The sequence below is a fragment of the Neosynechococcus sphagnicola sy1 genome (genome assembly GCF_000775285.1).
GTDB lineage: Bacteria > Cyanobacteriota > Cyanobacteriia > Neosynechococcales > Neosynechococcaceae > Neosynechococcus > Neosynechococcus sphagnicola.
The window spans coordinates 156,086-183,050 of sequence record NZ_JJML01000002.1; the positions used below are offsets into that span (position 1 = coordinate 156,086).

The window sequence follows — 26,965 nt, forward strand, 5'->3', positions numbered from 1 at the left end:
CCACCGGATGGGGAGATGGGTAGCCGCATGGCTAAAAAATCAGGGTTTCACAACATTGTGACGCCTGCCCTGGGGTTTTGATTGCACTCCGTAAAGTGTGCGTCTCTATGACCAACGAGACTCGATACACTCAAGAATGCTGTTACTTTGTGGATCATGACAGACTCTAAAGCAATTAGCGCTGCTGTTGCCAAGCTGTACGATACCTATCCCTTCCCGCCCGAGCCCTTACTGGATGCCCCACCTCCTGGCTATAACTGGCGCTGGAATTGGCGTACTGCCTACAACTTTTGCACCGGGTGTCAACCCGAGACCCAAGCCATCCGGATTTTAGATGCGGGGTGTGGAACCGGGGTGGGCACCGAATATTTAGTGCATCTGAACCCTCAAGCCACAGTGGTAGGAATTGATCTCAGTGCCGGTGCTTTGGCAGTGGCCCAGGAGCGCTGTCAGCGATCTGGCGCGGATCGGGTGACGTTTCACCACCTGAGTCTGTACGAGGCTGAACAACTCCCCGGTGGATTTGATCTCATTAACTGTGTGGGAGTCCTGCACCACCTGCCCGATCCAATCCGAGGCATCCAAGCCCTAGCGCAGAAACTTGCCCCTGGAGGGCTGATGCACATTTTTGTCTATGGTGAACTGGGTCGTTGGGAAATCAAGCTGATGCAAGCGGCGATCGCCCTGTTACAGGCAGAGAAACGAGGGGATTATCCCGATGGGGTAAAGGTGGGACGGCAACTGTTTGCCACCCTCCCCGAGAACAATCGCCTGGTACGGCGAGAACGAGAACGCTGGTCCCTGGAAAACCAGCGGGATGAATGTTTTGCAGATATGTACGTCCATCCCCAGGAAATTGACTACAACATTGAGAGCCTGTTTGAGTTAATTGATGCCTCCGGCCTGGAATTTATTGGGTTTTCTAACCCCAACTCCTGGAACCTGGAAGCATTACTGGGAAGCAATTCTGAGCTGATGCAGCGAGTCCAGTCCCTCAGCGATCGCCAACGATACCGTCTGGCCGAACTTCTCCATCCCGATCTGGCAACCCACTACGAATTTTTTCTCGGTAAAGCCCCACTCCCCCGATGGGACTGGACTGATGATCAGGCACTCTTGGCGGCGATTCCAGAACGCAGTCCCTGTATGGATGGGTGGCCGAGCCAGTGCCTGTTCAACGCCAACTATGAGATTATTCAACTCTCCCCCGCCACGTTTCAGTTTCTCCAAGCCTGTGAACCACAGCAAACACGTACCATTGGTGCCATTCTCACCGAGGTAGATCTAGACTTAGCCGAGGTGCGCACCCTCTGCCAGCAGCAATTGCTATTGCTAACACCCGGTTAATACTTTTTTAAGTATTGTTTCCACCCCATGGTATGATTATCGATGGTTTTACGGGCTGAAAACAGTTCTCTAGACTCGTTTGTGAGTGTTGTGGATTTGTCAGATCAATTGCCTGCGCCTAGCTCTTTAAAGACCACCGAAGCAACTGTAGGCTCGTCTGCCCCAGTTTCTGAGGGAGGTGGAGCTATGGGAGAGTACTACCAACTCAAGCGCAACTTGCTGACCATTACCAGCTTGTTGTCCCTTAGCATTTTTGGCTGCGTCTGGGGTTTCTATTCTCTGACCATCGCTCTGAACTATTTGATAGGGGCATGTGCGGGTGTGGTTTACTTAAGTTTGTTGGCCAGGAATGTCGAGCAACTTGGAAGTCAAACGAAACGCATGGGGAAGGCTCACTTTGCTGTTTTTGTGGGGGTTGATGATCTTCGCCACACAATGGCAGCAGTTGGTGGTTCTACCCAGTTTTTCTGGGATTTCTGACTTACAAAATTACGCTCATCATCTATGTGCTAAAAGCTGCTTTTGTAGCTGAGTCTTCGTAGGTGGCAGGTTGTAAACCGTGAGAGCACGTTTTTCATTGGTGGCGTTTTGATGAGGTTGGGCAAATGATGCACCAGAGCAGCCTATTCTTGAATTTTTTCCCTAGTTTTAACACCTTCTTCCTTGCCAAGCTAGAGGTTGGTCATCATCTTTACTGGCAGATTGGTAACCTCAAAATTCACGGACAGGTGTTTATCACCTCTTGGATCGTGATTAGTGTCTTGGTTCTGGCTTCAGTACTGGCCACTCGAAATGTGCAGCGCGTCCCCAGTGGAATTCAGAATTTCATGGAATACGCCTTGGAATATGTTCGAGATTTAACCAGGAATCAAATTGGTGAAAAGGAGTATCGCCCCTGGGTTCCTTTCATCGGTACACTATTCTTGTTCATTTTTGCCTGCAACTGGTCAGGTGCCCTCGTACCTTGGAAGCTGATTCAGCTACCTGAAGGTGAACTGGCCGCACCGACCAATGATATCAACACAACCGTTGCCCTGGCGCTGCTGGTTTCCCTTGCATACTTTTATGCGGGGTTCCGCAAGTCAGGCTTGGGGTATTTTGCCAAGTATATTCATCCAACACCGATCCTATTGCCGATCGCAATTTTGGAAGATTTTACCAAGCCTCTCTCCCTGAGTTTCCGTTTGTTTGGGAACATTCTGGCAGATGAATTGGTGGTCGCGGTGTTGGTACTCCTAGTGCCCTTGTTTGTACCGCTGCCAGTGATGATGCTAGGACTCTTTACCAGTGCCATTCAAGCACTGGTGTTTGCGACCCTGGCAGCCGCTTACATCCATGAGGCACTGGAGATTGGCGAAGAGCATGGAGGGGAACATTAATCCTCTTCAGCAGGGGTGATGCACCCGCTTGCGAGTGGTGATAGTGAGTACTGTCACGTAGTTCGGTGATTAATTTCGATTGATTTTGTACAAAAGGTAGGAAAGCTCATCATGGATCCATTAGTTTCTGCTGCTTCTGTTTTAGCTGCTGCCCTCGCCATTGGTCTCGCTGCCATCGGCCCTGGGATTGGACAAGGGAATGCTGCTGGTCAAGCGGTCGAAGGGATTGCCCGTCAGCCAGAAGCAGAAGGCAAGATTCGCGGTACCTTGCTGCTAACCCTGGCGTTCATGGAGTCCTTGACCATCTATGGTCTAGTGATTGCCTTGGTGCTGTTGTTTGCTAATCCTTTCTCTGCCTAGCACAGTTTTGCTGGAGTGATAGAGGTGGGGAACTGTATCGCCCCTCTATCACTCCAGTTGTCATCAAGCCAACTGCTAAGGAGAAAACGCATGTTTGATTTTGATGCCACACTGCCGTTAATGGCTGTGCAGTTTCTACTGTTGGCGGCGCTACTCAATGCCATCTTCTATAAGCCCCTGACAAGGGTCATTGAAGAGCGGAGCGAGTATATTCGCACCAATGAAACGGAGGCTCGGGAACGCTTGGCCAAGGCCGAAAATTTGGCAAAACAGTACGAACAAGAATTGGCAGAAACCCGAAGAGAGTATCAGGCTACCATTGCCGCAGCGGAGGCCGAAGCTCAAAAGCTAGCAGCTCAGACAATTGCTGAGGCTCAAAAAGAGGCTCAAATGCAACGAGAGCAAGCTCAGGCAGAGCTAGAGCAACAGAAGCAAGCGGCAATGACGACCCTGGAACGGCAGGTGGATGCCCTCAGTCGCCAGATCCTGGAGAAGCTCTTGGGAGCATCCTTGGTGAATTCTTAAGGTTTTACCCCTCGGAGCTTCTCTGGGTGGGCAAGTCCTGATCGTTGAGATGAAGTTGTGCAGTTAGGGATAAGTGTCATGGGGAGCTTTTTATGGCTAGCGACAGAGCCTAGCGCCGCTGCCTCGCAACTCGCAGAAGCAGTGGAAGCGCATGGGATTGGGTTGAACTTCAATCTCCTGGAAACGAACCTGATCAACCTGGCGATTGTAATTGCTGTGCTGTTCTACTTTGGGCGGCAATTTCTGGGAAAAGTGTTAACTGAACGTCGTGAGGCGATCGCGGTGGCGATTCAAGAGGCTGAAGCCAAACGGCAGCAAGCTGCGATCGCCCTTGCCGAAGAGCAACAGAAGTTGACCCAAGCTCAAGCAGAGGTTGAAAAGATTCGTGCTAGCGCGACAGAAACGGCGAAAGCTGCACGGGCGGCTATTTTAGCCAAGGCAGCCGACGATGTGAAACGGATGCAGGAGAACGCTGTTCAGGACTTGACCTCCGCCCAAGAACGGGTTATGGGAGAGCTGCGACAGCGGATTGCCACTTTGGCCTTGACCCAGGTGGAATCACAATTAAAGTCACAGTTGGATGCGGCAAAGCAACAGCAATTGATCGATCGCAGTATTGCTCTCCTGGGAGGTTCTAGATGAGCAGTCTCGTTAGCACAGAAGTATTTGAGCCCTATGCAACGGCTTTGATGTCCATTGCCCAGTCCCAAAATCTTGTGGATCGGTTTGGGGACGATGTGGCCTATCTTCTGAACCTGATCCGGGAATCCGCTGACTTGCAAGAGTTCCTAGCCAACCCCTTTGTCCAGGTTAACGATAAAAAAGCTGTCCTGAAGCAAATTACGGGTGATCCAGTCCATCCTCTAGTACAAAATTTCCTCATGGTGCTGGTGGATCGTCGCCGGATTCTGTTTCTAGAAGGGATTTGCCAACAGTTTCAGGTACGGCTACGACAGTTAAAACAGACCGTTCTGGCTGAGGTGATGGCTGCGGTGTCGCTCTCAGAAACTCAACGGCAGGCGATTTCTCAACAGGTGATTGCCCTCACCGGGGCGCACCAGGTTGATCTGGATGTCCGGATTGACCCGGACTTAATTGGTGGAGTGATTATCAAGGTTGGTTCTCAGGTGATTGATGCCAGCTTGCGCGGACAACTCCGTCGCATCGGAATTCGCCTCACGAGTGCTCTCTAGTCACGACCCACGGCTAGGGCTGAACGCTACCTGACACTTTGTTAAAGCTGTTTCAACCATTCACAATCAGTAACTAAACAACTCCCATGGTAAGCATTAGACCTGACGAAATCAGCAGTATTATTCGGCAGCAAATTGAGCAGTATGACCAAGACGTTAAGGTCTCTAACGTCGGTACGGTGTTGCAAGTGGGCGATGGTATTGCCCGGATCTATGGCCTCGAGCAGGTCAAGGCTGGTGAACTTTTAGAGTTTGCAGATGGCACCGTAGGGATCGCCCAGAATCTTGAAGAAGATAACGTCGGGGCGGTGTTAATGGGGGATGGCCGTGCCATCCAAGAAGGTAGTACCGTCACCTCCACGGGGAGAATTGCCCAAATTCCCCTGGGTGAAGCCATGATCGGGCGGGTGGTGGATGCCCTCGCCCGCCCCTTAGATGGAAAAGGGGAAATTCACACCACGGAATCTCGCCTGATTGAATCCCCCGCCCCTGGGATTATTGACCGTCGTTCGGTCTATGAACCGATGCAAACCGGTATTACCGCAATTGACTCCATGATCCCCATTGGCCGGGGACAGCGGGAATTGATCATCGGCGATCGCCAAACCGGGAAAACTTCCATTGCGGTCGATACCATCCTCAACCAAAAGGGCGGCGATGTCGTCTGCGTCTATGTGGCCATTGGTCAGAAAGCTTCGACGGTTGCCAATGTGATCAACGTCTTCCAGGAAAAGGGAGCAATGGATTACACCATTGTGGTTGCAGCCAACGCTAACGATCCGGCAACCTTGCAATATCTGGCACCCTACACCGGAGCCACTCTGGCCGAGTACTTCATGTACCGTGGCAAAGCTACCTTGGTGATCTATGATGACCTCTCCAAGCAAGCCCAGGCCTATCGTCAAATGTCCCTGTTGCTGCGTCGTCCCCCTGGTCGGGAAGCCTATCCTGGGGATGTGTTCTATCTCCACTCTCGCTTGCTGGAGCGGGCAGCGAAACTCAGTAATGAACTGGGGGAAGGGAGCATGACAGCGCTGCCGATTATTGAAACCCAAGCCGGTGATGTGTCGGCCTACATTCCTACGAACGTGATCTCGATTACGGACGGTCAAATTTTCCTCTCCACCGATCTGTTCAATGCGGGATTGCGCCCGGCGGTGAATGCGGGGATCTCCGTCTCTCGGGTGGGTTCGGCAGCGCAGACAAAGGCGATGAAGCAAGTGGCTGGGAAGGTAAAACTAGAGCTGGCTCAGTTTGCTGAATTAGAAGCCTTTGCACAATTTGCCTCAGATTTGGATAAGGCGACTCAGAATCAACTGGCGCGGGGTCAGCGTCTGCGGGAACTGCTAAAGCAACCACAATATTCTCCCCTGCCCTTGGCTGAGCAGGTGGCGATTATTTACGCTGGCATCAACGGTTATCTAGATGATCTCCCGGTGGAGAAGGTGACTGGCTTCACCAAGGGTCTGCGGGACTACCTGCGCACCAGCAAAGCTCGCTATGGGGAGCTACTTCAGACCGAAAAGAAACTGGGTGATGAGGCTGAAACCCTGTTGAAGGAAGCGATCGCGGAATTCAAGAAGACCTTTCTGGCAACGGTGTAATTCAGAAGGGCTGGAGGCTAGAAATTGCGGACACCTGTGATGTCTAACGTCATGTTCTAGCCTTTAGCACCCTGTTCCCGTGCTTAAGTTCCTCATTCATAGCTCCTAAACCTATGGCAAATCTCAAAAGTATCCGCGATCGCATCAAGTCGGTCAAAAACACGAAAAAGATCACGGAAGCCATGCGCCTAGTGGCTGCTGCCAAAGTGCGTCGTGCCCAGGAACAGGTGATTGCTACCCGTCCCTTTGCCGATCGCCTAGCCCAGGTGCTCTATGGACTTCAGGCACGACTCAAGTTTGAAGAGGCCGATTTACCGCTGCTGAAAAAACGTGACGTTCAGAAGGTCGGATTACTCGTGATTTCGGGTGATCGTGGTCTTTGTGGTGCTTACAACACCAATGTCATCCGCCGAGCCGAGACCCGAGCCCGGGAATTAGCCTCTGACGGGATTGGGTACCAATATGTGCTGGTAGGCCGCAAAGCCACTCAGTACTTTCAGCGTCGGGAGCAACCGATTGACGCTTCCTACGTCGGGATTGAACAAATTCCCACGGCAGACGAAGCTTCGATGATTGCCAATGAATTACTGTCTCTGTTTCTCTCCGAATCCGTCGATCGCGTCGAGTTGGTCTACACTCGGTTTGTTTCCTTAATTAGCTCACGTCCCGTCATTCAAACCCTGCTGCCCCTTGATCCTCAAGGTCTGGAGGTCAGTGATGATGAAATTTTCCGGCTGACAACCCGGGGCGGACAATTCCAGGTGGAGCGGGAGCGAGTCCCAGCCTCGACCCAAGCACTTCCCCAGGACATGCTCTTTGAGCAAGATCCAGTACAAATTCTGAATGCACTTTTGCCCCTGTATTTAAATAACCAGATTCTGCGGGCACTCCAAGAATCAGCCGCTAGCGAACTGGCGGCACGAATGACTGCGATGAACAACGCCAGCGAAAACGCCAGCGACCTGATTAGTAGCCTGACGCTGTCCTATAACAAGGCACGGCAAGCCGCCATCACCCAGGAAATTCTGGAGGTCGTTGGTGGTGCTGAAGCTCTGAAATAAAACGACATCACATGATGGTAAGGGCGTCTAGGATGGTTACCTGGGCGCTTTTTATTTTTTCAAGGGCTGGATGATCCTACCCTAGGAGGCAGCGATCGCTGTCCTGGATTGGTCTCAGGGATAATCCGTGAAACAGGAGGGGCGGTTATCCCCCCACGCCAACTGAGAGGTATCAAGCCAGGATGTAAGAGACAGTGAGAACTAACCCAGCGATCGCAGCTGGGTTCTCGCATCACCCAGGTCTTTTACATGGAGGGTGAAGGATGGCTGACTCAGTGAAAGAAAAGATTACAGCTAACCTTGAAAAAGCAAAGGCAGAGGGAAGTCTTAGGACAGAGCGAATTCGAGAAATTATTCAGGAAGCCGTTTCCCAGGCCATTGCTGAACTCAAGGAAGGCACGGGTGAGATTCGGTCGATTGTCAAGGATGCGATCTCAGCAGTGACGTCTCCAGAGCGAGAGCCGGATCAAGAGGCCAAAGCAGAGATTACTGCTTCAATTGAAGGTGTCATTGAGGGAGTGACCCATCGCCAAAAGGCAGCGATCGCCCAAAGCCAATCTCAATTGAGACAACTCCAAGCTCAGGTGGAGGAACAGCAACAGCAGTTGGAGCAAGAAATTGATGGAACCATGGTCGCGATTGAAGCGACGAGTCAGGAAGTGCCCACTTGGCTCAAATCAGTGATGGAGTCAGCAGTCAACGCCGTCAAGGAACAGAAAGGATTTGTCCGACTACAGCAGCAGTATGAGCAATTGCAGATGCAATTGACAGCTTTAGATGAGAAGTTAGCTGCCCGTTATGGCGATCGCTATCAAGAGGTGAAGCACCAACTAGAGAATGCCAAAACTTGGTATGAAGCGACCAAAGCTGAAGCAGAAACCCTTGGCAGTGATCCACTCCTACAAAAGCAGGCGGAAATTGAAACTCAGCTGGGCGAAGCAGGTGCAACCGCTGCCCGTAAAGAACAACAAATCAAGCAACAATTACAAGCCCTCTGGCAGACCGTGACCAAGCGTTGATTAGATAACCCATTTTGTCGTTTATTCAGAGAGTGAGATCAGCCCGATGAAACTAATGAGAATTCTGATCGGTATCGTCCTTCCCCCCCTGGGTATTTTTCTGACCTTCGGCTTCGGCCCCACCCTATTAATTAACATTTTGCTCACGCTGTTGGGTTGGATTCCAGGCAGTATTCATGCCGTTTGGGCGATCGCCAAACATGAAGAACTAGATAGCAAGCAAGCCCCCAAGGCGAGTTAAAGGTTTGGTTTTGAGAGTTGTTGAATCACTTAATATAAATGGAAGGAAGATATGCTTGGATATTTTGTCATCACCCTGTCAACAGCCTTAGGGCTTCTGATTGTTGATCTAGTGGTACCGGGAGTAGACATCGCCACATTCCCAGCGGCCCTGTTAGCGGGTGTCGCCGTTGGGTTTATCAATGCTTTTGTCAGACCGATTCTGTCAGTTCTCTCACTCCCCATCACCTTCCTGACCTTGGGATTGTTCTCATTTGTGGTCAATGGATTGTGTTTCTGGTTGGCTTCAGTGCTTGTGCCTGGCTTTACAGTCCACGGCTTCTTGGCCTTCATTTTTGGCCCCGTTGTCCTCACCTTTGCCAGCACCTTCTTGAACAAGTACTTTGCTGAAAAAGGCATGGGTTCACCCCCCGACAAAAAACTTGCTGAAAAGGCCAGTTAGACATCGGTTTTCAGCGATGATTTAGCAGAGCTCTTGACCAAAGGTCTTGAGCTTTTTTAAAATAGCGCTGGTCAGGCAGATTAGGACATGATCAGACGATCAAATGCCGATTCTGGAAGAGACTGCCTGACCCGCCATTACCCCCAGACTTATGGCAATGGCTATCCTTCAAAGGATCAACTATCAAAGTAATAGTCATGGGATGCGCGATCGCAGTAACCCAGTGATCTACTGTTATTAGTTGGTTTTCCAGGATTTGAGTTGCCGTAACAGTGTGCCGATCAAAATAACAGCGATCTCATACTTATTTTTTGGCTATAAGCTTGATCTCGAAAGCGGAGATCAGGATAAAAAGTATAACTTCAAACGATGCAGCAACACTCAACAAAATAACAAAGAAGTTAAAGATGTTAAAAGTGGAGATCAACAAGCCTGTGATCAGTGCAAAAGCGATGGCAATGCCTAAAATTACCCCCGCATGGTTTTCTAGCTTTAACTCAGTATGGCAATGATCACACTTGAGATGAAATGGGGTTGGAGCTTTCGCAAAGTTCCAGAATGAAATATTTTTCTTGCAGGATGGACAGGTTAGTTTTTTCATATCACGTTGTCCCTGTGGGTCGCAGGATCTTATCAAGCTTAACAGCATCACTCAACGGCGGTAGAAAACCTTTGAGTCGCCGCCCTAACCTTTACCCGAAAATAAAGCTCAAACGAACTAACACCTGCTGAGGCTCCCGTAAAATCTCAATCTGACGAATAAATTCCCGAAAGTAGAAACGCCGCTCTGCCTCTGAGAGATCCAGCCAAAAACGCGGAATCGAGACGGTTTGAGCCAATGCTTGCAAATTAACCGGGGGCAGTTGTGCCATCTGGGCTTGTAATTGAGATATTTCAGTTCGCAGCTTATAAACTCGCAACTCTGCGGTTTCGCTATCCAATACTCCGGTGTGAACTAAGTCTGGGATCTGGTCTAACACCCCTTCTTTTTGCGCGATCGCCCCTACAAGTCCCTGCTTGATTCCCTCCATATCTGGGAGCGGCCCCCCTGCCACCGCCAAGGGCAGATCACGACAAATCACCTGAATCGTTTGCTCCAGCACCTGGTCATAAACCAACGAGCCACATCGAGGTTGCTGGGGACACCGGGTGGGTCGTAGATAGAGATATTCCTGCACCCGGCGCGGAGCCGTCACACGGGTAATGGTCATGGGAGACTGGCAAGCAGCGCAGATCACCAACCCTGCCAAGGATCGGGGAGCACTGGCGGTGCGAGGGGGCAACCGCCGATTCCGACGTAACAGCCGATCCACCTGAGCGGCTTCTTCCCGCGAGAGAATCGGCACATGGGTATTGGAGAGGGTTTGACCATTGTGATAAGCCAAATCTCCTCGGTAGACTGGGTTCGTCAGCCAACGATGGGCGGTGGACACCGAAATTTTCTTGCCGTGTTGCTGATCGAGATAGCGAACGGCTCCCCGCAACGATCCATAGAGGAGAAAATGTTCAAAAAAATCCTTGACCACTGTGGCGGCGTTGCGATCGAGGGCGTAACGCTCCTTCCCTCGGCGATACCCATAGGGGGCACGACCAGGAGGGGGTATAGCCTTCAGTCGATTGCGGGCATGACCCTGGCGAATCTGGCGGCTGCGCTGTTGGCGTTGAACCTCCTGTAACAATTTCAGGAGACTGACGCGCTGATCCGTTGCGGCAATGGCGGCAGAGGAGTCGATGGCGATCGCCCCAAGGGACGGATCACTGGCTGGAGTTGCCAGGGGATAGTTTTGTTCGGTTGTGATCACCTGGATGCCCAAGACGGTCAATTCTGAGAGGCGATCGCTGACCTGTTGCAAAGATGTGCCCAGTTCTTCTAACCGACGAATCAATAAATAGTCCGCCGCTTCCACCTGGGCATCGGTGAGGAGTTGTTGAAACTGGGGGCGGAGTTCTCGATGGGGAGAAGGCTTGCGCACTGACAGATCTTGGTAAACCCGATCGATTTCCCAGCCCCAAAGGTCATGATCAGGCTGGGGCTCTAGTAACGAATCAGTATAGAGATAGGCAATGATTCTCATGGATACTGGGGGACACAGACTCAACCTTGACTTAATTCAATCATGTTGCCATCTGGATCTTGGGTAAAGAGCGCGGCGCGACCCGAGGCACTGGTCTGGATCGGGCACCCATGTGCTAGGAGGCAATCCTGGGCTGCTTGCACATTAGCCACTGAGAAAGCAATGTGGCGATTTCGCCCCCATTTATCCTCATTAATCCGATCACTAGGGACAGTAGCAGCTGCAATCAAGTGAATCTGGAAGCTCCCAACTTGATACCAGACTCCTGGAAATTTCAGTGCTCGATCGACCTGGGGGAGTCCCAGAATGCTGCCGTAGAAGTGGGTTGACTGCTCTAAATCAGAGACCAAAAGTGCGGCATGAAGACAGTGGGTAATCTGAATCTGCATCGGCTTTATCAGCAACGAACGGCTAACCTCCCTCTAGGCTAACCTCTATAATGATCACCAAGTGCACAGGGGTAACGAATGGTGGATCTTTCCCCCTAAAGTTGCTACTAATCTAGAGAGATTTTATGCATCGCAAGGAGTTCATCATGGGCAACTGGTTGAATAACATTGCCAACACGATCAAATCTTACTGGAACGTTACCATGATCGCCGTTGGTGCCCTCAGTTTGTTGTTGGGGATTGTTTTTGTGCCTGTTCCGATGGTTCCAGGTTGGCCGCTGATCATACTGGGTTGGCTCTGTCTCAATGCTTTAATCTACGACTATCTTCCGGCTTAAGTCTTGTCAACGTTGATGCAGTGCCAGTCCCTCGGCACTGCTCTACACGTTCTAGGGCGACAAGGGCGACAGATGACTCAACCTTGATAAAGAAGAGCTTCAACTGCTGGTTGAATTGCTTAATTTGCTCCTGGATTTTGACTGAAGCCAAGACTGCGGTTTGCCTTCGTTCCCTGAACTACCCGACACTGAACCGCTCTTGAGTCAACACAATTCCCATCTACAGTGCTCGGCTTCCCGCAGGATAAGCTAAATTTCCCTAAATTCTACCCTCACAGGACTGACGCAAAACAAGTAGCTTCTGGGCTTTCAAACACTACATATAGTACTTAAAACCAGATTTTGAGTACTATCACACTAGGATCTACCTAAGTTCTAGCTCAAACAACTATAGTCAGTTCAATTTACCTGAGCTGACATGGGTTAATAAATCGTTGGAAGCTAGATACGGAGAGGGAGGGATTCGAACCCTCGGTATGGAGTTACCTGCCATACAACAGATTAGCAATCTGCCGCTTTCGACCGCTCAGCCACCTCTCCAAGCTTAGAGAAATATATGATAGCAGATCTGACAGTGATGCAAAGATGCAAGCTGATACGGATGCAAACGAATGACAACTCAATCCCTACCCAACTCTTCTAAAAGGCTCTGGCTAGCTGCCATTAAGCCACCGATGTACAGTGTCGCGGTACTCCCCATTTGGGTTGGCTCTGCCGTTGCCTGGGCAGAAACCCAAAGGTTCCATCCCTGGATCTTTGCTACTTTTCTGGCTGCTGCTATCTTGATTGTTGCCTGGAGCAACGTCAGTAATGATGTGTATGATGCTGACACGGGCATTGATCAGCATAAAGCCCATTCCTTAGTGAACTTGACGGGGAATAAACCCCTGATATTTTGGATTGGCAATGGACTCCTGTTCCTGGGGATTTTAGGAATTCTCGCGATCTCCTGGGAGCAGCATGATCCAACCGTTATCGGCTTGATTCTGCTGTGTTGTGCCTTGGGTTACAGCTACCAGGGGCCCCCCTTTCGATTTGGCTATCAGGGGTGGGGGGAGCTGATATGTTTTATCTGCTACGGCCCTCTCGCCCTCTCCGCGGTCTATTATAGCCAGGTACAGTCCTGGTCCCTCACAAACCTGGCGGCTGCGGTAATTGTGGGCCTGACCACCAGTTTGATCCTGTTTTGTTCCCACTTTCATCAGGTGGCTGACGACTTAGCCGCTGGCAAGCGATCGCCGATTGTGCGCTTAGGAACAGCGCGGGGCGCAGCACTATTACCCTGGGTCTGTGGCAGCCTGTATGGGTTGACGTTGCTGTTTGTCCTCTTGGGCAGCTTCCCTCTCTGGACGCTCTTGGTATTTCTCAGTCTCCCCTTTGCGGTGCAGTTAGTCCGCCATGTCCAGACCTACCATGACCAGCCCGATCAAGTCAGTAACTGTAAGTTCATTGCGGTGGCACTGCACTTTTGCAGTGGGATGCTATTGGGACTGGGATTTGTGCTCGGTTAACCCTCAGCGATCGATGGAAAATTTTAGTGTCCTGTATGTCTGCCCCCCTTGGATGACTATCAATTTAAGTACTGGCCCTATCAGTACCCTTTACAGCCGCCGCTCCTGACCCATCATGGTTTCTGGGAGATCAGGGAAGGGATGATTCTTCAACTCTGCGATCGCCAGGGTCGAGTCGGTTGGGGTGAAATTTCCCCCCTGCCCTGGTTTGGCTCCGAAAGCCTCGCCCAAGCCCTGGCTTTTTGCCGTCAACTCCCAGACCGCATTTCTGAGGAGAGGGTTCTGGGGATACCGTCCCATCTCCCTGCCTGTCAATTTGGGTTTGAATCTGCGTGGTCAAGTCTGCAAAATCTCGATGCAGAGGCGGATCTGAGTCAGTTGACCTACAGTGCCCTCCTCCCCGCTGGCGAACAGGCACTCCAGGCATGGCAGCTCCTGTGGCATCAGGGCTATCGCACCTTTAAGTGGAAAATTGCGGTCTACCCCTGGGAGCAGGAGCAGCGGATCTTGGCGCAACTAGTGGCGACGTTGCCATCCTCGGCACAGCTCCGTCTTGATGCCAACGCGGGACTGGACTGGCTGCAAGCAACCCAATGGCTCCAATGTTGTGACCAAATCAACCATGGTGAAGCACTTCCCCGGATTGAATTTTTGGAGCAACCCCTAGCCGTTGATCAGTTCCCGGCCCTCTTAGACTTAAGCCGCCGCTACGCCACCCCCCTGGCTCTGGATGAATCGGTTGCCACCCTGAGACAATTGCAAGCTTGCTATCACCAAGGGTGGCGGGGAATTTTTGTGATCAAGCCAGCGATCGCTGGTTCTCCCAGGCAACTACGACGGCTCTGCCACGAGTATCAATTGGATTGGGTGGCTTCTTCCGTGTTGGAAACCACTATCGGCAGACAGGCCGGACTGCAACTGGCAGCTACCCTACCCGTCAGCGCCCCTGGAAATCGTCGTGCGGTCGGCTATGGGACGCAGACCTGGATACCGGATGCGCAACTCATTGCTGGAGATGCCGATCCCTTTGCTCCGCCCGCTCCTGAACCTTGACCACTGGATTGCTGAAACCTTGATGGTCAACAACCGCTCTCCGAGCAGTCCCCTGCCCCCGCGCTTTGAGCCGCTGGGCTAGAAAAAGGGAGGAATTCCGGAAGCCCCCTTGTTAAGGGGGTTAGGGGTTCTAACTTCGTAAGCGCTGTTTCCCGATGGGGTGACAGCTGTTTTGATACCTTTAAGAAATGTTGCCGTCTGCGGGTGCCCCATGAAAACTCGGTGGTTAAAGGCTCTTGTGGCTTTAGGAAGTGGTTTGCTGATGGGACTTGCCCCTGCGCCCTTGAATCTCTGGCTCCTCGCTTGGGTGGCGTTGGTACCGCTGTGGGTTTGGATGGCTCAGCCCCGGCGTTCCGGCAAGCCGTTAACCTTTCTAGCCCTGCTTTGGGGAATGGGATATCACGGCCTGGCGCTCTCCTGGATTACCGGACTTCATCCTCTGACCTGGATGGGAATTCCCTGGTTGGCGAGTTTAGGGATTGTCCTGTTTTGCTGGCTGTTCATTACCCTTTGGGGAGCTGTGATGGTTCTTCTCTGGGGCTGGAGCCTGCGCTGGTTGGGGCGGCTGCTCCCCGTTGCCCCTTGGTGGCGTATCCTCGCAGGCACCGCTCTTTGGTGTGGCTTGGAATACCTCTGGGGGTTGGGACCACTCTACTGGACAGCGTTGGCCTATACCCAAAGTCCCCATAACCTGGCGATCTTGCATCTGGGGCAACTCTCCGGCCCCCTGACGGTCTCAGCAGCGATTGTGGCGGTCAATGGGGGCATCGCCGAAGCCTGGATTCATGATCAAGCCCACCCCCGGCGTCTGATGCCGTTGAATCCTTCCGCCTCCAATTCTCAACGACATTCGCTGCTGAACGCTAGTTCTGAAATCCTGTGCAGGGGTCTGGGAGGAGTGGTGGTGCTTTTTGTGGCGGTGCATTTGCTGGGTTTATGGCTCTACAGTCGTCCCCTGGTGCAAACTCCCAGGGATGTACTGAACATTGGCATCGTCCAAGGCAATATTCCCACCCGGATTAAACTCTCAGCTACGGGAATTCAACAGGCGATCGCAGGTTATACCAGTGGCTACGAAACCTTAGCTGATCAGGGTGTGGCAGCGGTACTGACCCCTGAAGGAGCCTTACCCCTACTCTGGGAACCGCAACAACTACGGGGAAACCCCCTCTATGAGGCCGTGCTACGCCAAGGCGTGGTGCTGTGGTTGGGAACCTGGTTGCCCCAAAGGAATCTCACCAGCGCAGACGGATCAGTACCGATTACCCAGAGCCTGCTAACGATTACGGGGACGGGAGAAATCTTCAGTCACTTCAACAAGATTAAGCTGGTTCCCTTAGGAGAATACACCCCCTTTGCTGAACTTCTGGGAGGGTTGATGCATCGCCTCTCGGTGAGCCAATCGGATCTCCTACCTGGCAGTCTGAGTCAGCATTTTGACACACCATTTGGCCGAGCAGCGGTGGCAATTTGTTATGAAGTGGCCTTTCCAGACATCTTACGAGACCAGGTGGCAGCGGGGGGGCAGTTTATTCTCACCGCTTCCAATGTTGATCCCTACAGCCCGATTGCCCTCTCCCAACACTTCGCCCAAGCAACCATGCGAGCCATTGAAACAGATCGCTGGCTGGTTCAGGCAACCAATACGGGCTACTCAGGGGTGATCGATCCCCATGGCCGCATTCAGTGGCGATCTCAGCACAATGTCTATGCCATTCATGCGGCCACGATTCAGCGCCGCCAAACCCAGACCCTCTATGATCATTGGGGCAACTGGTTCACCCCATTGCTACTGATGGTTAGTCTGGGCAGCGGAGGACTGCTGCTCGTCCTCAAAGGCTCCACCCGATGAGCGGTGATCTCAGGGTAACAGTGGCAGGCCAGCAAGATTCGATACCCTAGAGAGCAAGATACCCCTGGCAATGGATAGCCGTTTCTGGATCAACTGCACCCTATGGTGGAACCACCCAAGTCTCGTTATACCCTCACCTGGATCAGCCAGATCGCTGAGGTGCCCACAGCCGCCTGGGATGCCCTGGCTTTGCCCCTCAAAACTCCCTTCTTAGAGTGGGCGTGGCTGCACAATTTGGAACAGTCTGGCAGTGCCTCAGCTCGCACGGGTTGGCAACCCCATCATTTAACGGTCTGGCGCGATCGCAACCTTGTGGCTGCGGCACCGCTGTATATTAAGGGGCATAGCTTTGGGGAATTTGTCTTTGATCACCAGTGGGCTGATCTGGCTCAGCGGCTGGGGGTGGAGTACTATCCCAAATTGGTGGGCATGACCCCGATGACCCCCGCCATTGGCTATCGCTTTCTCATGGCTCCAGACACGGATGAAGCAGTGGTCACGGAACTGATGGTGGCTGAGATTGATCACTTCTGTAGTCGTCACCATCTCTCGGGCTGTCACTTTTTGTTTGTCGATCCCCAGTGGCGACAATTCATGGAGCAGCACGGCTTTTCCAGTTGGTTGCACCACAGTTACATCTGGCAAAATCAGGGCTTTCACAGCTTTGAGGATTACCTAGCGGTGTTTAACAGCAATCAGCGCCGCAATATTAAACGGGAGCGCAAGGCTCTGGAAACCGCCGGACTCCACATCCAGGCTTTGACAGGAGACGCGATCCCCAAGCCCCTGTTCTCCCAGATGTATGACTTCTATGCTGATACCTGCGATAAGTTCGGTTGGTGGGGGAGTAAATATCTGACGCGGGCATTTTTTGAACAATTAGCCCACGATTACCGCCATCGGGTGGTATTTTTTGCCGCCTATCCCGCACCCGACAGTCTCCAACCCATGGGGCTCTCTTTTTGTTTGACCAAGGGGGATCAACTCTATGGGCGCTATTGGGGGTGTTCTCAAGAACTAGACAGTTTGCACTTTAATGCCTGCTATTACAGCCCCATTGAATGGGCGATCGCCCAAGGGGTGCAACTGTTTGATCCAGGGGCAGGGGGACGGCACAAACAACGCCGAGGCTTTCCTGCGACTCCCAATCACAGTTTGCATCGGTTTTATCATGGGCGATTGACCCAGATTCTGCGATCTCACCTTGGGGAAATTAATCAGTTGGAGCAGCAACAAATTGAGACTTTAAATCAGGAACTGCCCTTCAAAGCGCAACCATCTACCAATACAGAAATTTCAGATCAACAAGGATAAATATCTTTTGGGGAAGATAATAGACTCCCTCCTAAGAGGATGTTTTAAAAGTCTTTCAGGGTGTGTTTCACCACCCTAGCTACCTAGAAGCTAATACGAGAGAATCAGGGTTCCAGGGTTTGCGATCGCGCCTCTGAGTTGTATTTGAGGCTAAAGCCTACCCTTTTAAAACATCCTCTAAGTCTATTATCTTCCCCCTCGGAGAGCAGTCTAGTGACGCCCGATCGGTGTGCCGCAGGGATAGGTTGCCAGTGGCTTCGCTCGTTCCGGGAGACTCGCTGGAATCACCAGATCCTTCGGCAACTGGGATTTAGCTGCTTCATAGTCTCGCCGTAATCTGTCAACCATGGCAGTGCGGCGATCGTAGAGGCGCTTCAGGGGGCGAGGCTGGCATTGATTGATCACGTAGGCCGTCAGAATTGGCAGGGCAATGGTGCTATCGGTATAGCAGACCACTGTATTGGGTAATTCATCGGGATCAACCTTGCCCCAACTCACGGCTTCATTCGGGGTGGCTCCAGACAAGCCGCCCGTATCAGGTCGAGCATCGGTGATTTGGACAAAGTAATCGTGACCCCGCTCTTCAAGTCCCAGGACTTCATGGATTTGGGGCTGGGTTTGCAGCAGGAAGTTCTTAGGACTACCCCCACCCACAATCAACGCCGCGCTCTTACCGTCCACCCCGGAGATTCCCGACTCTCTGGCGCAGTAGGCGATCGCCGCCGTTTCATTGACATCCAAGGATGGATCGAGGATCAGTTGAGAGCCCTCTAAGGCTAGGGCAGCCACATTCATCCCAATGGAGCTATCCCCAGGGGACGAGGTGTAGATAGGCACCCCAGCTTCATAGGCCGTGGCTAACAGACAGGAATTTTGGATCCCCAACTGCCGTTCCACTTCCCGCACATACTTGCCCAACAGGTAATGAAATTCTGCGGTACTCATCCGCTTTTGAAACACGTCTGCCCGGAGAATCTGGCGAATAAAGGCATCGGTTTCCAGCAGCACATCATAGCCAAAAACGATGTCGTAAATCCGAATCCGTCCCTCCTGCCGCAGCTTGATATCATCCACAAACGGATGACTAGCATACAGATCCAGCCCCAGACCATAGTGCAGGTCGTGATAGAGGTTGGCTCCCGTACTGATGATGTAATCAATAAAGCCATTGCGCACGAGGGGTGCTAGCACTGACACTCCCAACCCCGCTGGCGTCATGGCACCAGAGAGGCTCAGGGCAACGGTGACCCCTGCTTGCATCACCTCTCGACTGAGGAGGTGACAGATTTCCCGCAACCGTGCTGAATTGTAGGCTGTGAAATAGCCATCAATCAGATCCACGACACTGATTTCAGTGGGCATGGGGGTGGGTGCGATTTTACGACTGAGCAACATAGACATGACTGCACTCCCAAATGAAGCAAACGCATAAAAAACAACAGAATCAACAGAAAAAATCAGAACCCGGCCCAATCAGCCAGGAGCCTTGAGGCTGAAATCCCTAGCGGTACTCCAGAACCTGGGCACAGGTGCAACGGACAGAACTCAACTTGACTGCCTTCCCTCACGGATGCAGCCCATGGAATGAGTTTTTGTTCTGAAAAACTTTTGGCTTAGTGAAAGCCTGACCGACCCAGCTTGCAAACATGCTTGAGAGGGAAACACTTCTCAAAACAGAGTAGTCAATGTCTTGACTACAGGGTTGCAAACCCATAGTTACAGGTCGATCAGCTCATACTAGGAGCTTCACATCGATCTACCCAGGATAGAGCGGGGTCGCACCGCCGTTTACGCTTCAGTTTCATTTCTAGATACCACAGGGGCATCCAGGGACGACCAGTCAAAGAAAGGCTATTCAATGTCTTTCCTTAAACCGTAGTGAAGAGACAACATTCGTAACAACCTAAGATTAACATCCATCTTTGCGGTTTGCATGAAGATTGTGTCACGATTGAGGTGCTCTTTGGGTGGAAAAACATAGTGACACCAACACTGACGACCGCTACCGTGGTGCCATTTCTTGGGGCTGACGTTGCAGCCACCTATGACACCGCACAGGTGGTGATTTTACCCATTCCCTACGAAGCCACCACCACCTACCGCCAGGGCTGCCAAACAGGCCCCGCCGCGATTCTTGATGCTTCCCATCAGGTGGAGTACTACGACGAAGAATTGGATCAGGAACTCTGGCCAGTTGGCATTTACACCCATGGGGCGATCGCGGATACCCAAGGGGAGCCGGATCTATCGCCAGAGGCAATGCTCCAGGTCACCCAAGAGACGGTCCAAAAGTTGATCGCTGACGGCAAGTTTGTGATCGCCCTCGGGGGAGAACATAGCATTACCACGGGTCTGGTCAGAGCCTATCAGCAGGCCAGTGCCGAACCCTTTACCGTGGTGCAGATCGATGCCCATGGAGATCTACGCCATGAATATGAAGGCTCCATTTATAACCATGCCTGCGTGATGCGGCGGATTGTCGAGATGGGCATTCCCACGGTTCAGATTGGCATTCGCAGCATCTGCAAAGAAGAAGCTGATTTGATTAAGGCCAAATCATTGACAGTGTTTCGTGCCCGGGAGATGGCAACGCAACCGGACTGGATGGAGCGGGCACTAGCCAGCATTGCCACGGAGCGCGTATTCTGCACCATTGATTTAGATGGTATTGATCCGGCTTTGTTACCCGGTGTGGGCACCCCAGAACCAGGGGGGTTGAACTGGTACAGCCTCACCACTTTTTTACGTCAAGTGTTTGAGCGTCATCAGGTGATTGGCTGCGATGTCATGGAATTAGCGCCGATCGAGGGGTCCGTGGTTTCTGAATTCACCGCTGCCAAGTTGGTTTACAAACTGATTGGTTATCAGTTTGCCCCACCGCAATCCTGAGCCAACCAGTGCTGCCTCCCAGCAAGCCCACCGACGGCTGTATCAAGTTCTACCGAAGTGGGAGATGTAGATCCGTTAACGTCACTGCATGGTTAAAAGCAATCTCGACTCTCTTCAATGCGACTAGAACAGTTGCAGTCCTTTTTGGCGATCGCCCAAACTGGGAGCTTTCAGCAAGCGGCTCAACAGTTTGGTGTCACCCAGTCCACGATTAGCCGCCAGATTCAAGCCCTGGAGTCCGATCTGGGTCTGCCCCTGTTCCATCGCCAAACCCAGTCCAAGTTAACCGTGGCGGGGAACGGCTGTTACCCCGTGCCCGCAAAATTTGCCAGGAGTGGCAACTAGCCACCCAAGAAATCTTAGATCTGCGGCAGGGCAAACAACCGGAGCTGTGTGTCGCAGCGATGCACTCGATCTGTGCCCATTACCTACCGCCGGTGCTCCAGCAGTTTTGTCGGGACTACCCATCGGTACAGTTGCGGGTGACGGCCTTGGGGAGCGATCGCTCCTTGAAGGTGTTAAAAGATGGTTTGGTGGATCTGGCAATTGTCATGAGTAACCGCTTTTTAACCGCCACTAGCGAAATGGTGGTGCACAACCTCTATGAAGAACCAATCCAGATCTTAATGGCAGCCAATCATCCCCTCACAGACTACTCATCCGTTCCCTGGTCCGCCTTGGCGAGCTATTCCCAAGTGGTATTTAAGGATGGCTATGGGATGCAGCGGCTGGTGCAGGAACAATTTGAGCGCCGGGGAATGCCATTAAATACAGCATTGGAGCTGAACACCCCCGATGCCTTTCGCGGGGTGGTGCGCCAGGGGGAGTTGGTGGCCCTGCTCCCTATGTCAGCCCTAGTCGAAGCCGCTACCGATCCAACCCTGGCCATTCGACCACTGGCGGGCGGCGGTTTTAATTCCCTGGCTGATCCTCCCCTCACCCGTCAGGTTGTGCTCGTCACCACCCGCGATCGGCTCTTGATTCCCCCGATCCAGCACTTCTGCCAATTAGTGACGGAACTCTTGCCCCTCCAAGTGGCTCGTTCCCAATTGGCTCCAGTCGGTTAAACCTGGGGATCAGGGACTGCTGTTCATTTGAGTTTGCTGTTGCGTTGCGGTTTAGTGCCATGAGTCTTGCCTTTAGAGAGTTGCTCCGTAAAATTGGCAGCGGCACCCACACTGGCCAACACCTGACTCGTGAAGAAGCCGCCGCCGCCGCCCGGATGATGTTGCTCCAAGAGGCGACTCCGGCGCAAATTGGTGCCTTCCTGATTGCGCACCGGATCAAGCGCCCCACAGGGGAAGAAATGGCTGGGATGTTGGATAGCTGGGAATTGTTGGGGCCACGATTGGCTGCCATTGCCAGCGATCGCCCGGTGGTGGTACTAGGTTCCCCCTATGATGGGCGATCGCGTACCGCACCCATCAGTCCCATCACAGCCCTGGTCTTAGCCGCAAGTCATTGTCCGGTGGTGATGCATGGAGGGCGACGCATGCCTACCAAAGAGGGGGAACCCCTAGTGGACTTTTGGCAGGGCTTGGGCATTGACTGGACATCCTTAGCGTTAAATCAGGTGCAACAGGTACTTGCCCAAGTAGGGCTGGGGTTCGTCTATCTGCCCCAGCATTTCCCCCTCGCAGAAGCCCTGGTGCCCTACCGGGAGCAAATTGGCAAGCGTCCGCCCCTGGCGACCCTGGAACTGATCTGGTCACCCTACGCGGGAGAGACTCATCTGGTATGCGGATTTGTCCACCCGCCCACGGAAGGGATCATGCGCGAGGCCTTTGCCCTGAGGGGCACATGCCGCTTTACAACCGTCAAGGGACTGGAGGGTAGTTGTGATTTACCCAGGGAACGCACCGCGATTTGCGGTCTCTCCCAGCCCGCCCCATCCCCCGACTTAGAGCCACGCTTTCAACGCCTAAATCTAGCGCCCCGGAGCTTCGGCTTTGAAGGCAAGAATGTCCCCTTAGAAACATTCGCAGGGGTGGTAGCGATGATGGAGTCCACCCTCCAGGGCCAACCCTCGGAATACTTCCGGTCAACCCTGTGGAACAGTGGTTTTTATTTGTGGTGCTGTGGCAGTTGTGCTGATATCTCCTCCGGCATCGCCTTGGCAGAAACGTTGCTGACCCAGGGAAAGGTCTGGCAAAAGCTCCAGGAATTACGGCAGGCAATGGCGCTGATGGGGCAGGGGCCTGTCTTAGATACCACCCCTGGAACTCCCGCCGCTGAGTGAGAGTTGAAAATTCTGAGGGCTGGCAGCGGCGGGTCGCCGTTGAAGGAGTGGGCTTCCGTTAAAATGGAAGTTTGAGCCGCTCAACAGGGGCTGCTCTCAGGAGCAACGCTGGGACATGGGTATTGCATCAGACAACTTCACCACCATCACCATTGCACTGATTGCCTTGGGAATCTTAGCTTGGGGATTTTATCGCGCCAAGTCCTTTGGCACCTTGGGAATCTTAGCCTGGTTACAGTCTGTGGTTTTAATGGTGCCCTGGCTGCTGTTCTTTGGCTTGTTTTCCTTGGGGATTTACCTCAACCTCGTAAGCATTTTATTTCTTCTGGTTGGTTCTGCGGGTCTGTATATCTTTCTGGGCAAGCGTTTGCGGGCTGCGGGTCAAACAGAGATGTTACGAGAACGGGCAGCAGCTCGATTGCAGCAGCAGGCTGATCGGGAGGCAATACCGGAGGCGAACCCAGCGGCGAAGACTCCCTCAGAGCCCATTGACCCCCCCCCGTCCCTGAGGAGGATGTCAAAGCCATCCAAAGCATTTTTGGGGTGGATACGTTTTTTGCCACCGAAACCCTTCCCTACCAATCAGGGTTATTGTGCAAAGGCAATCTACGGGGAGAACCCGAGGCGGTTTACAGTCGCCTAACCGCTAATTTGCAGCAGCGCTTGGGCGATCGCTTTCGGTTGTTTTTGCTCCCCAGCCCCGATGAGAAGCCGGTGGTGGTTGTGCTCCCCAGTCGGAATGACCCCCAACCGCTGGCCCTCTCTCAGAAGCTACTGGCAGGGGTGTTGCTGATGGCCACCTTTGCCACCAGCCTAGAAACGGCGGGGATTTTTCTGGGGTTTGATTTTTTCCAGCAGATCCAACGCTTCCCCGAGGTTCTGCCTATTGCGGGGGGGATTCTGACCATTCTGGCGGCTCACGAACTGGGGCATCAGTGGCAGGCGCGACGACACCAGGTGGGGCTGAGCCTGCCCTTCTTCATCCCCACCTGGCAAATTGCTGCCTTTGGGGCGCTGAACCGCTTTACCTCCTGGGTTCCCAGTCGCAAAGTGCTGTTTGATGTAGCCTTTGCTGGACCAGCCGCTGGGGGACTGGTTGCCTTTGCGATGCTGTTAGGAGGGTTACTACTCTCTCAGCCGGATAGCCAATTTCAAATTTCCTCAGAATTTTTTCAGGGGTCAGTCCTAGTGGGCAGCCTCGCGAAGGTGATCTTAGGTTCAGCCCTGCACCAGCCGATTGTCTCCATTCATCCGCTGGTGGTGATTGGCTGGTTGGGTTTGGTGATCACAGCCTTAAATCTGATGCCAGCGGGACAATTGGATGGGGGACGGATTATGTTGGCAATATATGGGCGTAAAACCGCTGGCCGTGCCACGATTGTCACCCTAATTATCCTGGCGATCGCAGCCTTGGCAAATCCCTTGGCGCTGTACTGGGGGATTGTGATTTTATTTTTGCAGCGGGACTTAGAGCGCCCCAGCTTCAACGAATTGACCGAACCCGATGACGCCCGTGCTGCTTTGGGGCTACTGGCGCTGGTTTTTAATGCTGGCAACTCTCATTCCCCTCAGTCCCAGCTTGGCAGGTCGCTTGGGGATTGGTGGTTAACGCTCCGGCAGCAGCGGTTTCACCATCCACAGGGAGCGGGTGTGAAACCCCAAGTGGCGATAGAGGTTAAGCGCCGGTTGGTTCGTCTGAAACACCTGCAGTCCCAATTGGCGATCGCCGCGATGCTGGGCCCAGGTCTCGGCATGGTGCATCAACGCTGTTCCCAATCCTTGGCGACGATGTTCAGGGCTAATATAGAGCAGAAAAATATGGGCATGGCGATCGCCGGAGATCTGATCCACGGAGTTTCCCATCCACAGACAACCGATGGGCTGGGTTGCTGACATCCAGCGAGGTTGTCCGGGGAACGACTCAGTGACCGCCGCCTCTACCCACCAGAGTGGCGTGTCTTCAGACAGATACTGCTCCACTGTGCGGGAGAGATGGGCAAAATCCTGATGGGGGTAAAACTCCTGGTAAGTGCGTTGCAAGAACTTCAGTAACAGCGATCGCTCCAGCCCCGAGCCGGTGCGCAATCCATAGCCCGGAATTAGCTCCGCCATGCCAGTGCCTCAGTTGGCCAAGGGTCTTTACTCCACAATTGCCGGATCATCGGGCAATCCGTTGACCAATACCGACAGCGCTGGCGGTAAATTAGCTAAGGCCGACGGGGTTGGCTGCAAACTTACCCCCTCCACCGGAGCCGGAGCTGCCATGTCCGTGGGCAGGAAGATGCGGGCACTGACCGCCAGCAGTGCTACCAGAAATACCATCACAATCAGAACCGGGGCAATGAACTGACGAAAGATAGCCATGGATGTTACAAGATTGCAGGGGTCTGGAGTGAGGGGATAGAGAGCCTTCCCAGTCAGTCAAGGCGGAACCCGCCCGTAAATGAGAGCTTGGTTAACTTTTATCAACTCGAAAAAATTATACCAGTCTGATTAAGACTCTGACAGGCGTTTGACCGTTTGATTTCCCAACAGTTGATGAGCCGCTGCCAGGATGGCGGGAATTTTAGCCCCATGGGGGCTATGAGCCAAACATGGAGCTAAATCCAGGGTTTCTACCCCCTCGGCCTGCGCACCGGGGAACCAGTGGCTCCCATTACTCAGGAGGTTGTAGCGCATTTTGGCGTAGTCCACGAGGTCGTAGGCGGTGGCTAAATTCCACAGCCAGAGAATCACGGGAATGTTAATGCCTTGGGGTGTCTCTGTGGCACTGGGTAAACCCACCTGCCAGGTTTTGTACCACTCCTCACCCAGGGACTCGCAGGCAGCCTGCTGGAGCCGATGTAAAATCGGGGGCAAAATTTCACTGGCTTGGGGAAGCAACCCCAGGATTTTGAGGTGGTCGTCAAAGTCACCGGGACAGGCTGCCCCCACACTCAGGGTATGGACTTGGGGATGACTGAGGCAAAACAAATCATTGAATTGAATCGGACTTAGGGGAGCACAGAGATCCATCAGTTTTTGAGAGGGTTGGTCTAAGAGTCCCCCTTTGTTCGTGGGGCTGATAATAAACACCCCCATATCCGCTGCGGTGGCCGCCGCGATCGCCGGCCAGTTTTGTTGATTGATGTAGTACCAGTGCAGATTCACATAGTCGAACTGATGGGTGGCGATCGCCCGGACAATCGTCTCGGTGGAGCCGTGGGTGGAGAAACCAATGAAGCGCACTTTGCCAGCAGCGCGGAGGTGCTGGGCTACTTCCAGATAACCATCTGGCCGGAGACAATGGTCGAGAATTTCATCGGTATTGATGCCATGCAGCCCCAAGAGATCGATAAAATCCAGCCCCAGGGTTTCCAGGGATTGTTCAATTGCCTGCCGAAACTCCTGGGGCTGCCCTTGGGGAGTGACTTTGGTTTGCACAATCAATTGATTTCGTGGCAGCTTCGGCAATATCTGTCCCAATTGCAGCTCCGAAGTCCCATAGCCTCGGGCGGTTTCGATGTGGGTAATCCCCAGTTCGACGGCGCGATTAATGGTCGCTTCTAGATTACGTTGGCATGCCTCTGGAATCTCAGCCAACGGCACCCGCTGCCACTTAAACTGATACCGCATACCTCCACAGGAAAACACAGGCATCGACAGTTCCGTGCGTCCAAAACGACGATATTGCATCATGGGGCTAGCTCCTAGAATCAACCTCTCTCATGGAACGATGAAGCCAACGCGCAAGGATTTTAACTGGAATGGGTCTGGAAGCTATTGGCGCTGCCACCCATCTCTAGCCGTCGCCACCTCTATTTAAGGTAACAAGTGATGTCGACTTACCGGGGATTGTTTGTGGGGCTGGTGACCCTGGATCTGATCTATCTCGTCAAACAGCTCCCCGATGCCAACCAAAAAATCTTGGCATCGGACATCAGCGTATCCGCAGGGGGGCCGGCTACCAATGCTGCGGTTACCTACCGCTACTTGGGAAACCATGCCACGGTCTTGGGGGTGGTGGGTTGCCATCCGATGACGCAACTGATTCGGCAGGATTTACACCAGCAGCAGGTGGCAATCGCCGATCTGGAGTCGGCTCGTCTGGCCTCCCCCCCGATCTCTTCCATTCTGGTGACCCAAGGCACGGGGG

The 26,965-nt window shown here is 52.9% G+C and carries 27 protein-coding genes, 1 tRNA gene and 2 pseudogenes; 22 read left to right on the top strand and 8 right to left on the bottom strand.

Translation table 11 applies throughout. From position 1 onward, the window contains the following. The first annotated feature begins 156 nt into the window (after nt 1–156). The 12 genes from DO97_RS01455 (at nt 157) to DO97_RS01510 (ending at nt 9,170) form a co-directional block, all read left to right on the top strand. Nucleotides 157–1,347, top strand: a complete 1,191-nt coding sequence (locus tag DO97_RS01455; RefSeq protein ID WP_036530584.1) for a class I SAM-dependent methyltransferase — start codon at nt 157–159, stop codon at nt 1,345–1,347. 186 nt (nt 1,348–1,533) lie between these two features. Beyond that, nucleotides 1,534–1,827: a hypothetical protein gene (locus DO97_RS01460; protein ID WP_204368417.1), complete on the top strand. Its 294-nt coding sequence runs from the start codon at nt 1,534–1,536 to the stop codon at nt 1,825–1,827. A gap of 128 nt (nt 1,828–1,955) precedes the next feature. Next, complete coding sequence (gene atpB / locus DO97_RS01465; RefSeq protein WP_036530654.1) at nt 1,956–2,726, top strand: F0F1 ATP synthase subunit A; 771 nt, start codon at nt 1,956–1,958, stop codon at nt 2,724–2,726. Between the two features lie 111 nt (nt 2,727–2,837). Continuing rightward, nucleotides 2,838–3,086, top strand: coding sequence for an ATP synthase F0 subunit C (gene atpE / locus DO97_RS01470; protein WP_019493624.1), 249 nt, complete (start codon nt 2,838–2,840; stop codon nt 3,084–3,086). A gap of 90 nt (nt 3,087–3,176) precedes the next feature. Next, nucleotides 3,177–3,611, top strand: coding sequence for a F0F1 ATP synthase subunit B' (locus tag DO97_RS01475; RefSeq protein WP_036530589.1), 435 nt, complete (start codon nt 3,177–3,179; stop codon nt 3,609–3,611). A gap of 78 nt (nt 3,612–3,689) precedes the next feature. Then, nucleotides 3,690–4,253: a F0F1 ATP synthase subunit B gene (locus DO97_RS01480; RefSeq protein ID WP_036530591.1), complete on the top strand. Its 564-nt coding sequence runs from the start codon at nt 3,690–3,692 to the stop codon at nt 4,251–4,253. Further along, nucleotides 4,250–4,804: an ATP synthase F1 subunit delta gene (atpH, locus tag DO97_RS01485; protein ID WP_036530593.1), complete on the top strand. Its 555-nt coding sequence runs from the start codon at nt 4,250–4,252 to the stop codon at nt 4,802–4,804. Before DO97_RS01480 ends, atpH begins: the two co-directional genes overlap by 4 nt. An 86-nt stretch (nt 4,805–4,890) precedes the next feature. Then, entirely contained in the window at nt 4,891–6,408 is a 1,518-nt protein-coding gene (gene atpA / locus DO97_RS01490) for a F0F1 ATP synthase subunit alpha (RefSeq protein ID WP_036530595.1), read from the top strand. Nucleotides 6,409–6,521: 113 nt separating this feature from the next. Continuing rightward, complete coding sequence (locus DO97_RS01495; protein WP_036530597.1) at nt 6,522–7,469, top strand: F0F1 ATP synthase subunit gamma; 948 nt, start codon at nt 6,522–6,524, stop codon at nt 7,467–7,469. A gap of 263 nt (nt 7,470–7,732) precedes the next feature. Beyond that, complete coding sequence (locus tag DO97_RS01500) at nt 7,733–8,488, top strand: hypothetical protein (protein WP_036530599.1); 756 nt, start codon at nt 7,733–7,735, stop codon at nt 8,486–8,488. A gap of 46 nt (nt 8,489–8,534) precedes the next feature. Then, nucleotides 8,535–8,729 (top strand): YqaE/Pmp3 family membrane protein, encoded by a 195-nt coding sequence (locus DO97_RS01505; protein WP_036530601.1) that lies wholly within the window; start codon nt 8,535–8,537, stop codon nt 8,727–8,729. Between the two features lie 51 nt (nt 8,730–8,780). After that, on the top strand, nt 8,781–9,170 hold the full coding sequence (locus DO97_RS01510; RefSeq protein WP_036530603.1) for a phage holin family protein: 390 nt from the start codon (nt 8,781–8,783) through the stop codon (nt 9,168–9,170). A gap of 304 nt (nt 9,171–9,474) precedes the next feature. Here the strand turns inward: DO97_RS01510 and DO97_RS01515 are convergent, their stop codons facing one another. From DO97_RS01515 to DO97_RS01525, 3 genes are all read right to left on the bottom strand, one after another. Further along, entirely contained in the window at nt 9,475–9,771 is a 297-nt protein-coding gene (locus DO97_RS01515; protein ID WP_036530604.1) for a hypothetical protein, read from the bottom strand. A 91-nt stretch (nt 9,772–9,862) separates the two neighbouring features. Next, nucleotides 9,863–11,245, bottom strand: a complete 1,383-nt coding sequence (locus tag DO97_RS01520; RefSeq protein ID WP_036530606.1) for a recombinase family protein — start codon at nt 11,243–11,245, stop codon at nt 9,863–9,865. Nucleotides 11,246–11,265: 20 nt separating this feature from the next. Next, nucleotides 11,266–11,628, bottom strand: a complete 363-nt coding sequence (locus DO97_RS01525; protein ID WP_036530656.1) for a VOC family protein — start codon at nt 11,626–11,628, stop codon at nt 11,266–11,268. 152 nt (nt 11,629–11,780) lie between these two features. Between DO97_RS01525 and DO97_RS01530 the strand changes: the two genes are divergently transcribed. Next, the gene (locus tag DO97_RS01530; RefSeq protein ID WP_162182920.1) at nt 11,781–11,972 is read left to right on the top strand and encodes a hypothetical protein; all 192 of its coding nucleotides are present in this window, start codon (nt 11,781–11,783) and stop codon (nt 11,970–11,972) included. Between the two features lie 448 nt (nt 11,973–12,420). Here the strand turns inward: DO97_RS01530 and DO97_RS01535 are convergent. Then, nucleotides 12,421–12,512: transfer RNA gene (locus tag DO97_RS01535), tRNA-Ser, on the bottom strand. 71 nt (nt 12,513–12,583) lie between these two features. Between DO97_RS01535 and menA the strand changes: the two genes are divergently transcribed. The 4 genes from menA to DO97_RS01555 all read left to right on the top strand — a co-directional run bounded on the left by menA (nt 12,584) and on the right by DO97_RS01555 (nt 17,702). Continuing rightward, entirely contained in the window at nt 12,584–13,483 is a 900-nt protein-coding gene (gene menA / locus DO97_RS01540; protein WP_036530610.1) for a 2-carboxy-1,4-naphthoquinone phytyltransferase, read from the top strand. A 48-nt stretch (nt 13,484–13,531) separates the two neighbouring features. Continuing rightward, nucleotides 13,532–14,536: an o-succinylbenzoate synthase gene (locus DO97_RS01545; RefSeq protein ID WP_052128247.1), complete on the top strand. Its 1,005-nt coding sequence runs from the start codon at nt 13,532–13,534 to the stop codon at nt 14,534–14,536. A 211-nt stretch (nt 14,537–14,747) separates the two neighbouring features. Beyond that, nucleotides 14,748–16,388 (top strand): apolipoprotein N-acyltransferase, encoded by a 1,641-nt coding sequence (gene lnt / locus DO97_RS01550; protein WP_036530612.1) that lies wholly within the window; start codon nt 14,748–14,750, stop codon nt 16,386–16,388. Nucleotides 16,389–16,490: 102 nt separating this feature from the next. Then, nucleotides 16,491–17,702 carry a GNAT family N-acetyltransferase gene (locus DO97_RS01555; RefSeq protein WP_036530613.1) on the top strand — a complete coding sequence of 404 codons (1,212 nt, stop codon included), beginning with the start codon at nt 16,491–16,493 and terminating at the stop codon, nt 17,700–17,702. 210 nt (nt 17,703–17,912) lie between these two features. On the opposite strand, the gene DO97_RS01560 is transcribed toward DO97_RS01555, so the two are convergent. Continuing rightward, a complete protein-coding gene (locus DO97_RS01560) occupies nt 17,913–19,103 on the bottom strand; it encodes a homospermidine biosynthesis protein (RefSeq protein WP_036530661.1) in 1,191 nt (396 codons plus the stop codon). A gap of 579 nt (nt 19,104–19,682) precedes the next feature. On the opposite strand from DO97_RS01560, the gene speB reads away from it, so the two are divergent. The 4 genes and pseudogenes from speB (at nt 19,683) to DO97_RS30590 (ending at nt 24,439) form a co-directional block, all read left to right on the top strand. Continuing rightward, entirely contained in the window at nt 19,683–20,591 is a 909-nt protein-coding gene (speB, locus tag DO97_RS01565) for an agmatinase (protein ID WP_036530614.1), read from the top strand. 117 nt (nt 20,592–20,708) lie between these two features. After that, a pseudogene (locus DO97_RS01570) lies at nt 20,709–21,658 on the top strand (LysR family transcriptional regulator). Between the two features lie 59 nt (nt 21,659–21,717). Next, entirely contained in the window at nt 21,718–22,830 is a 1,113-nt protein-coding gene (locus tag DO97_RS01575) for an anthranilate phosphoribosyltransferase family protein (protein WP_052128249.1), read from the top strand. Nucleotides 22,831–22,945: 115 nt separating this feature from the next. After that, nucleotides 22,946–24,439: pseudogene (locus DO97_RS30590) on the top strand (site-2 protease family protein). Here DO97_RS30590 and DO97_RS01585 read toward each other — a convergent pair. The 3 genes from DO97_RS01585 to DO97_RS01595 form a co-directional block, all read right to left on the bottom strand. Continuing rightward, complete coding sequence (locus DO97_RS01585; RefSeq protein WP_036530616.1) at nt 24,436–24,942, bottom strand: GNAT family N-acetyltransferase; 507 nt, start codon at nt 24,940–24,942, stop codon at nt 24,436–24,438. The pseudogene DO97_RS30590 and the gene DO97_RS01585 sit on opposite strands and share 4 nt — an antisense overlap. Before the next feature lie 27 nt (nt 24,943–24,969). Continuing rightward, nucleotides 24,970–25,194 carry a hypothetical protein gene (locus DO97_RS01590; protein WP_036530618.1) on the bottom strand — a complete coding sequence of 75 codons (225 nt, stop codon included), beginning with the start codon at nt 25,192–25,194 and terminating at the stop codon, nt 24,970–24,972. Nucleotides 25,195–25,323: 129 nt separating this feature from the next. Next, a complete protein-coding gene (locus tag DO97_RS01595) occupies nt 25,324–26,505 on the bottom strand; it encodes an aldo/keto reductase (protein WP_036530663.1) in 1,182 nt (393 codons plus the stop codon). A 141-nt stretch (nt 26,506–26,646) separates the two neighbouring features. On the opposite strand from DO97_RS01595, the gene DO97_RS01600 reads away from it, so the two are divergent. Continuing rightward, nucleotides 26,647–26,965 (top strand): PfkB family carbohydrate kinase (locus DO97_RS01600; RefSeq protein WP_036530619.1); only part of this gene is annotated, 319 nt, incomplete at its 3' end.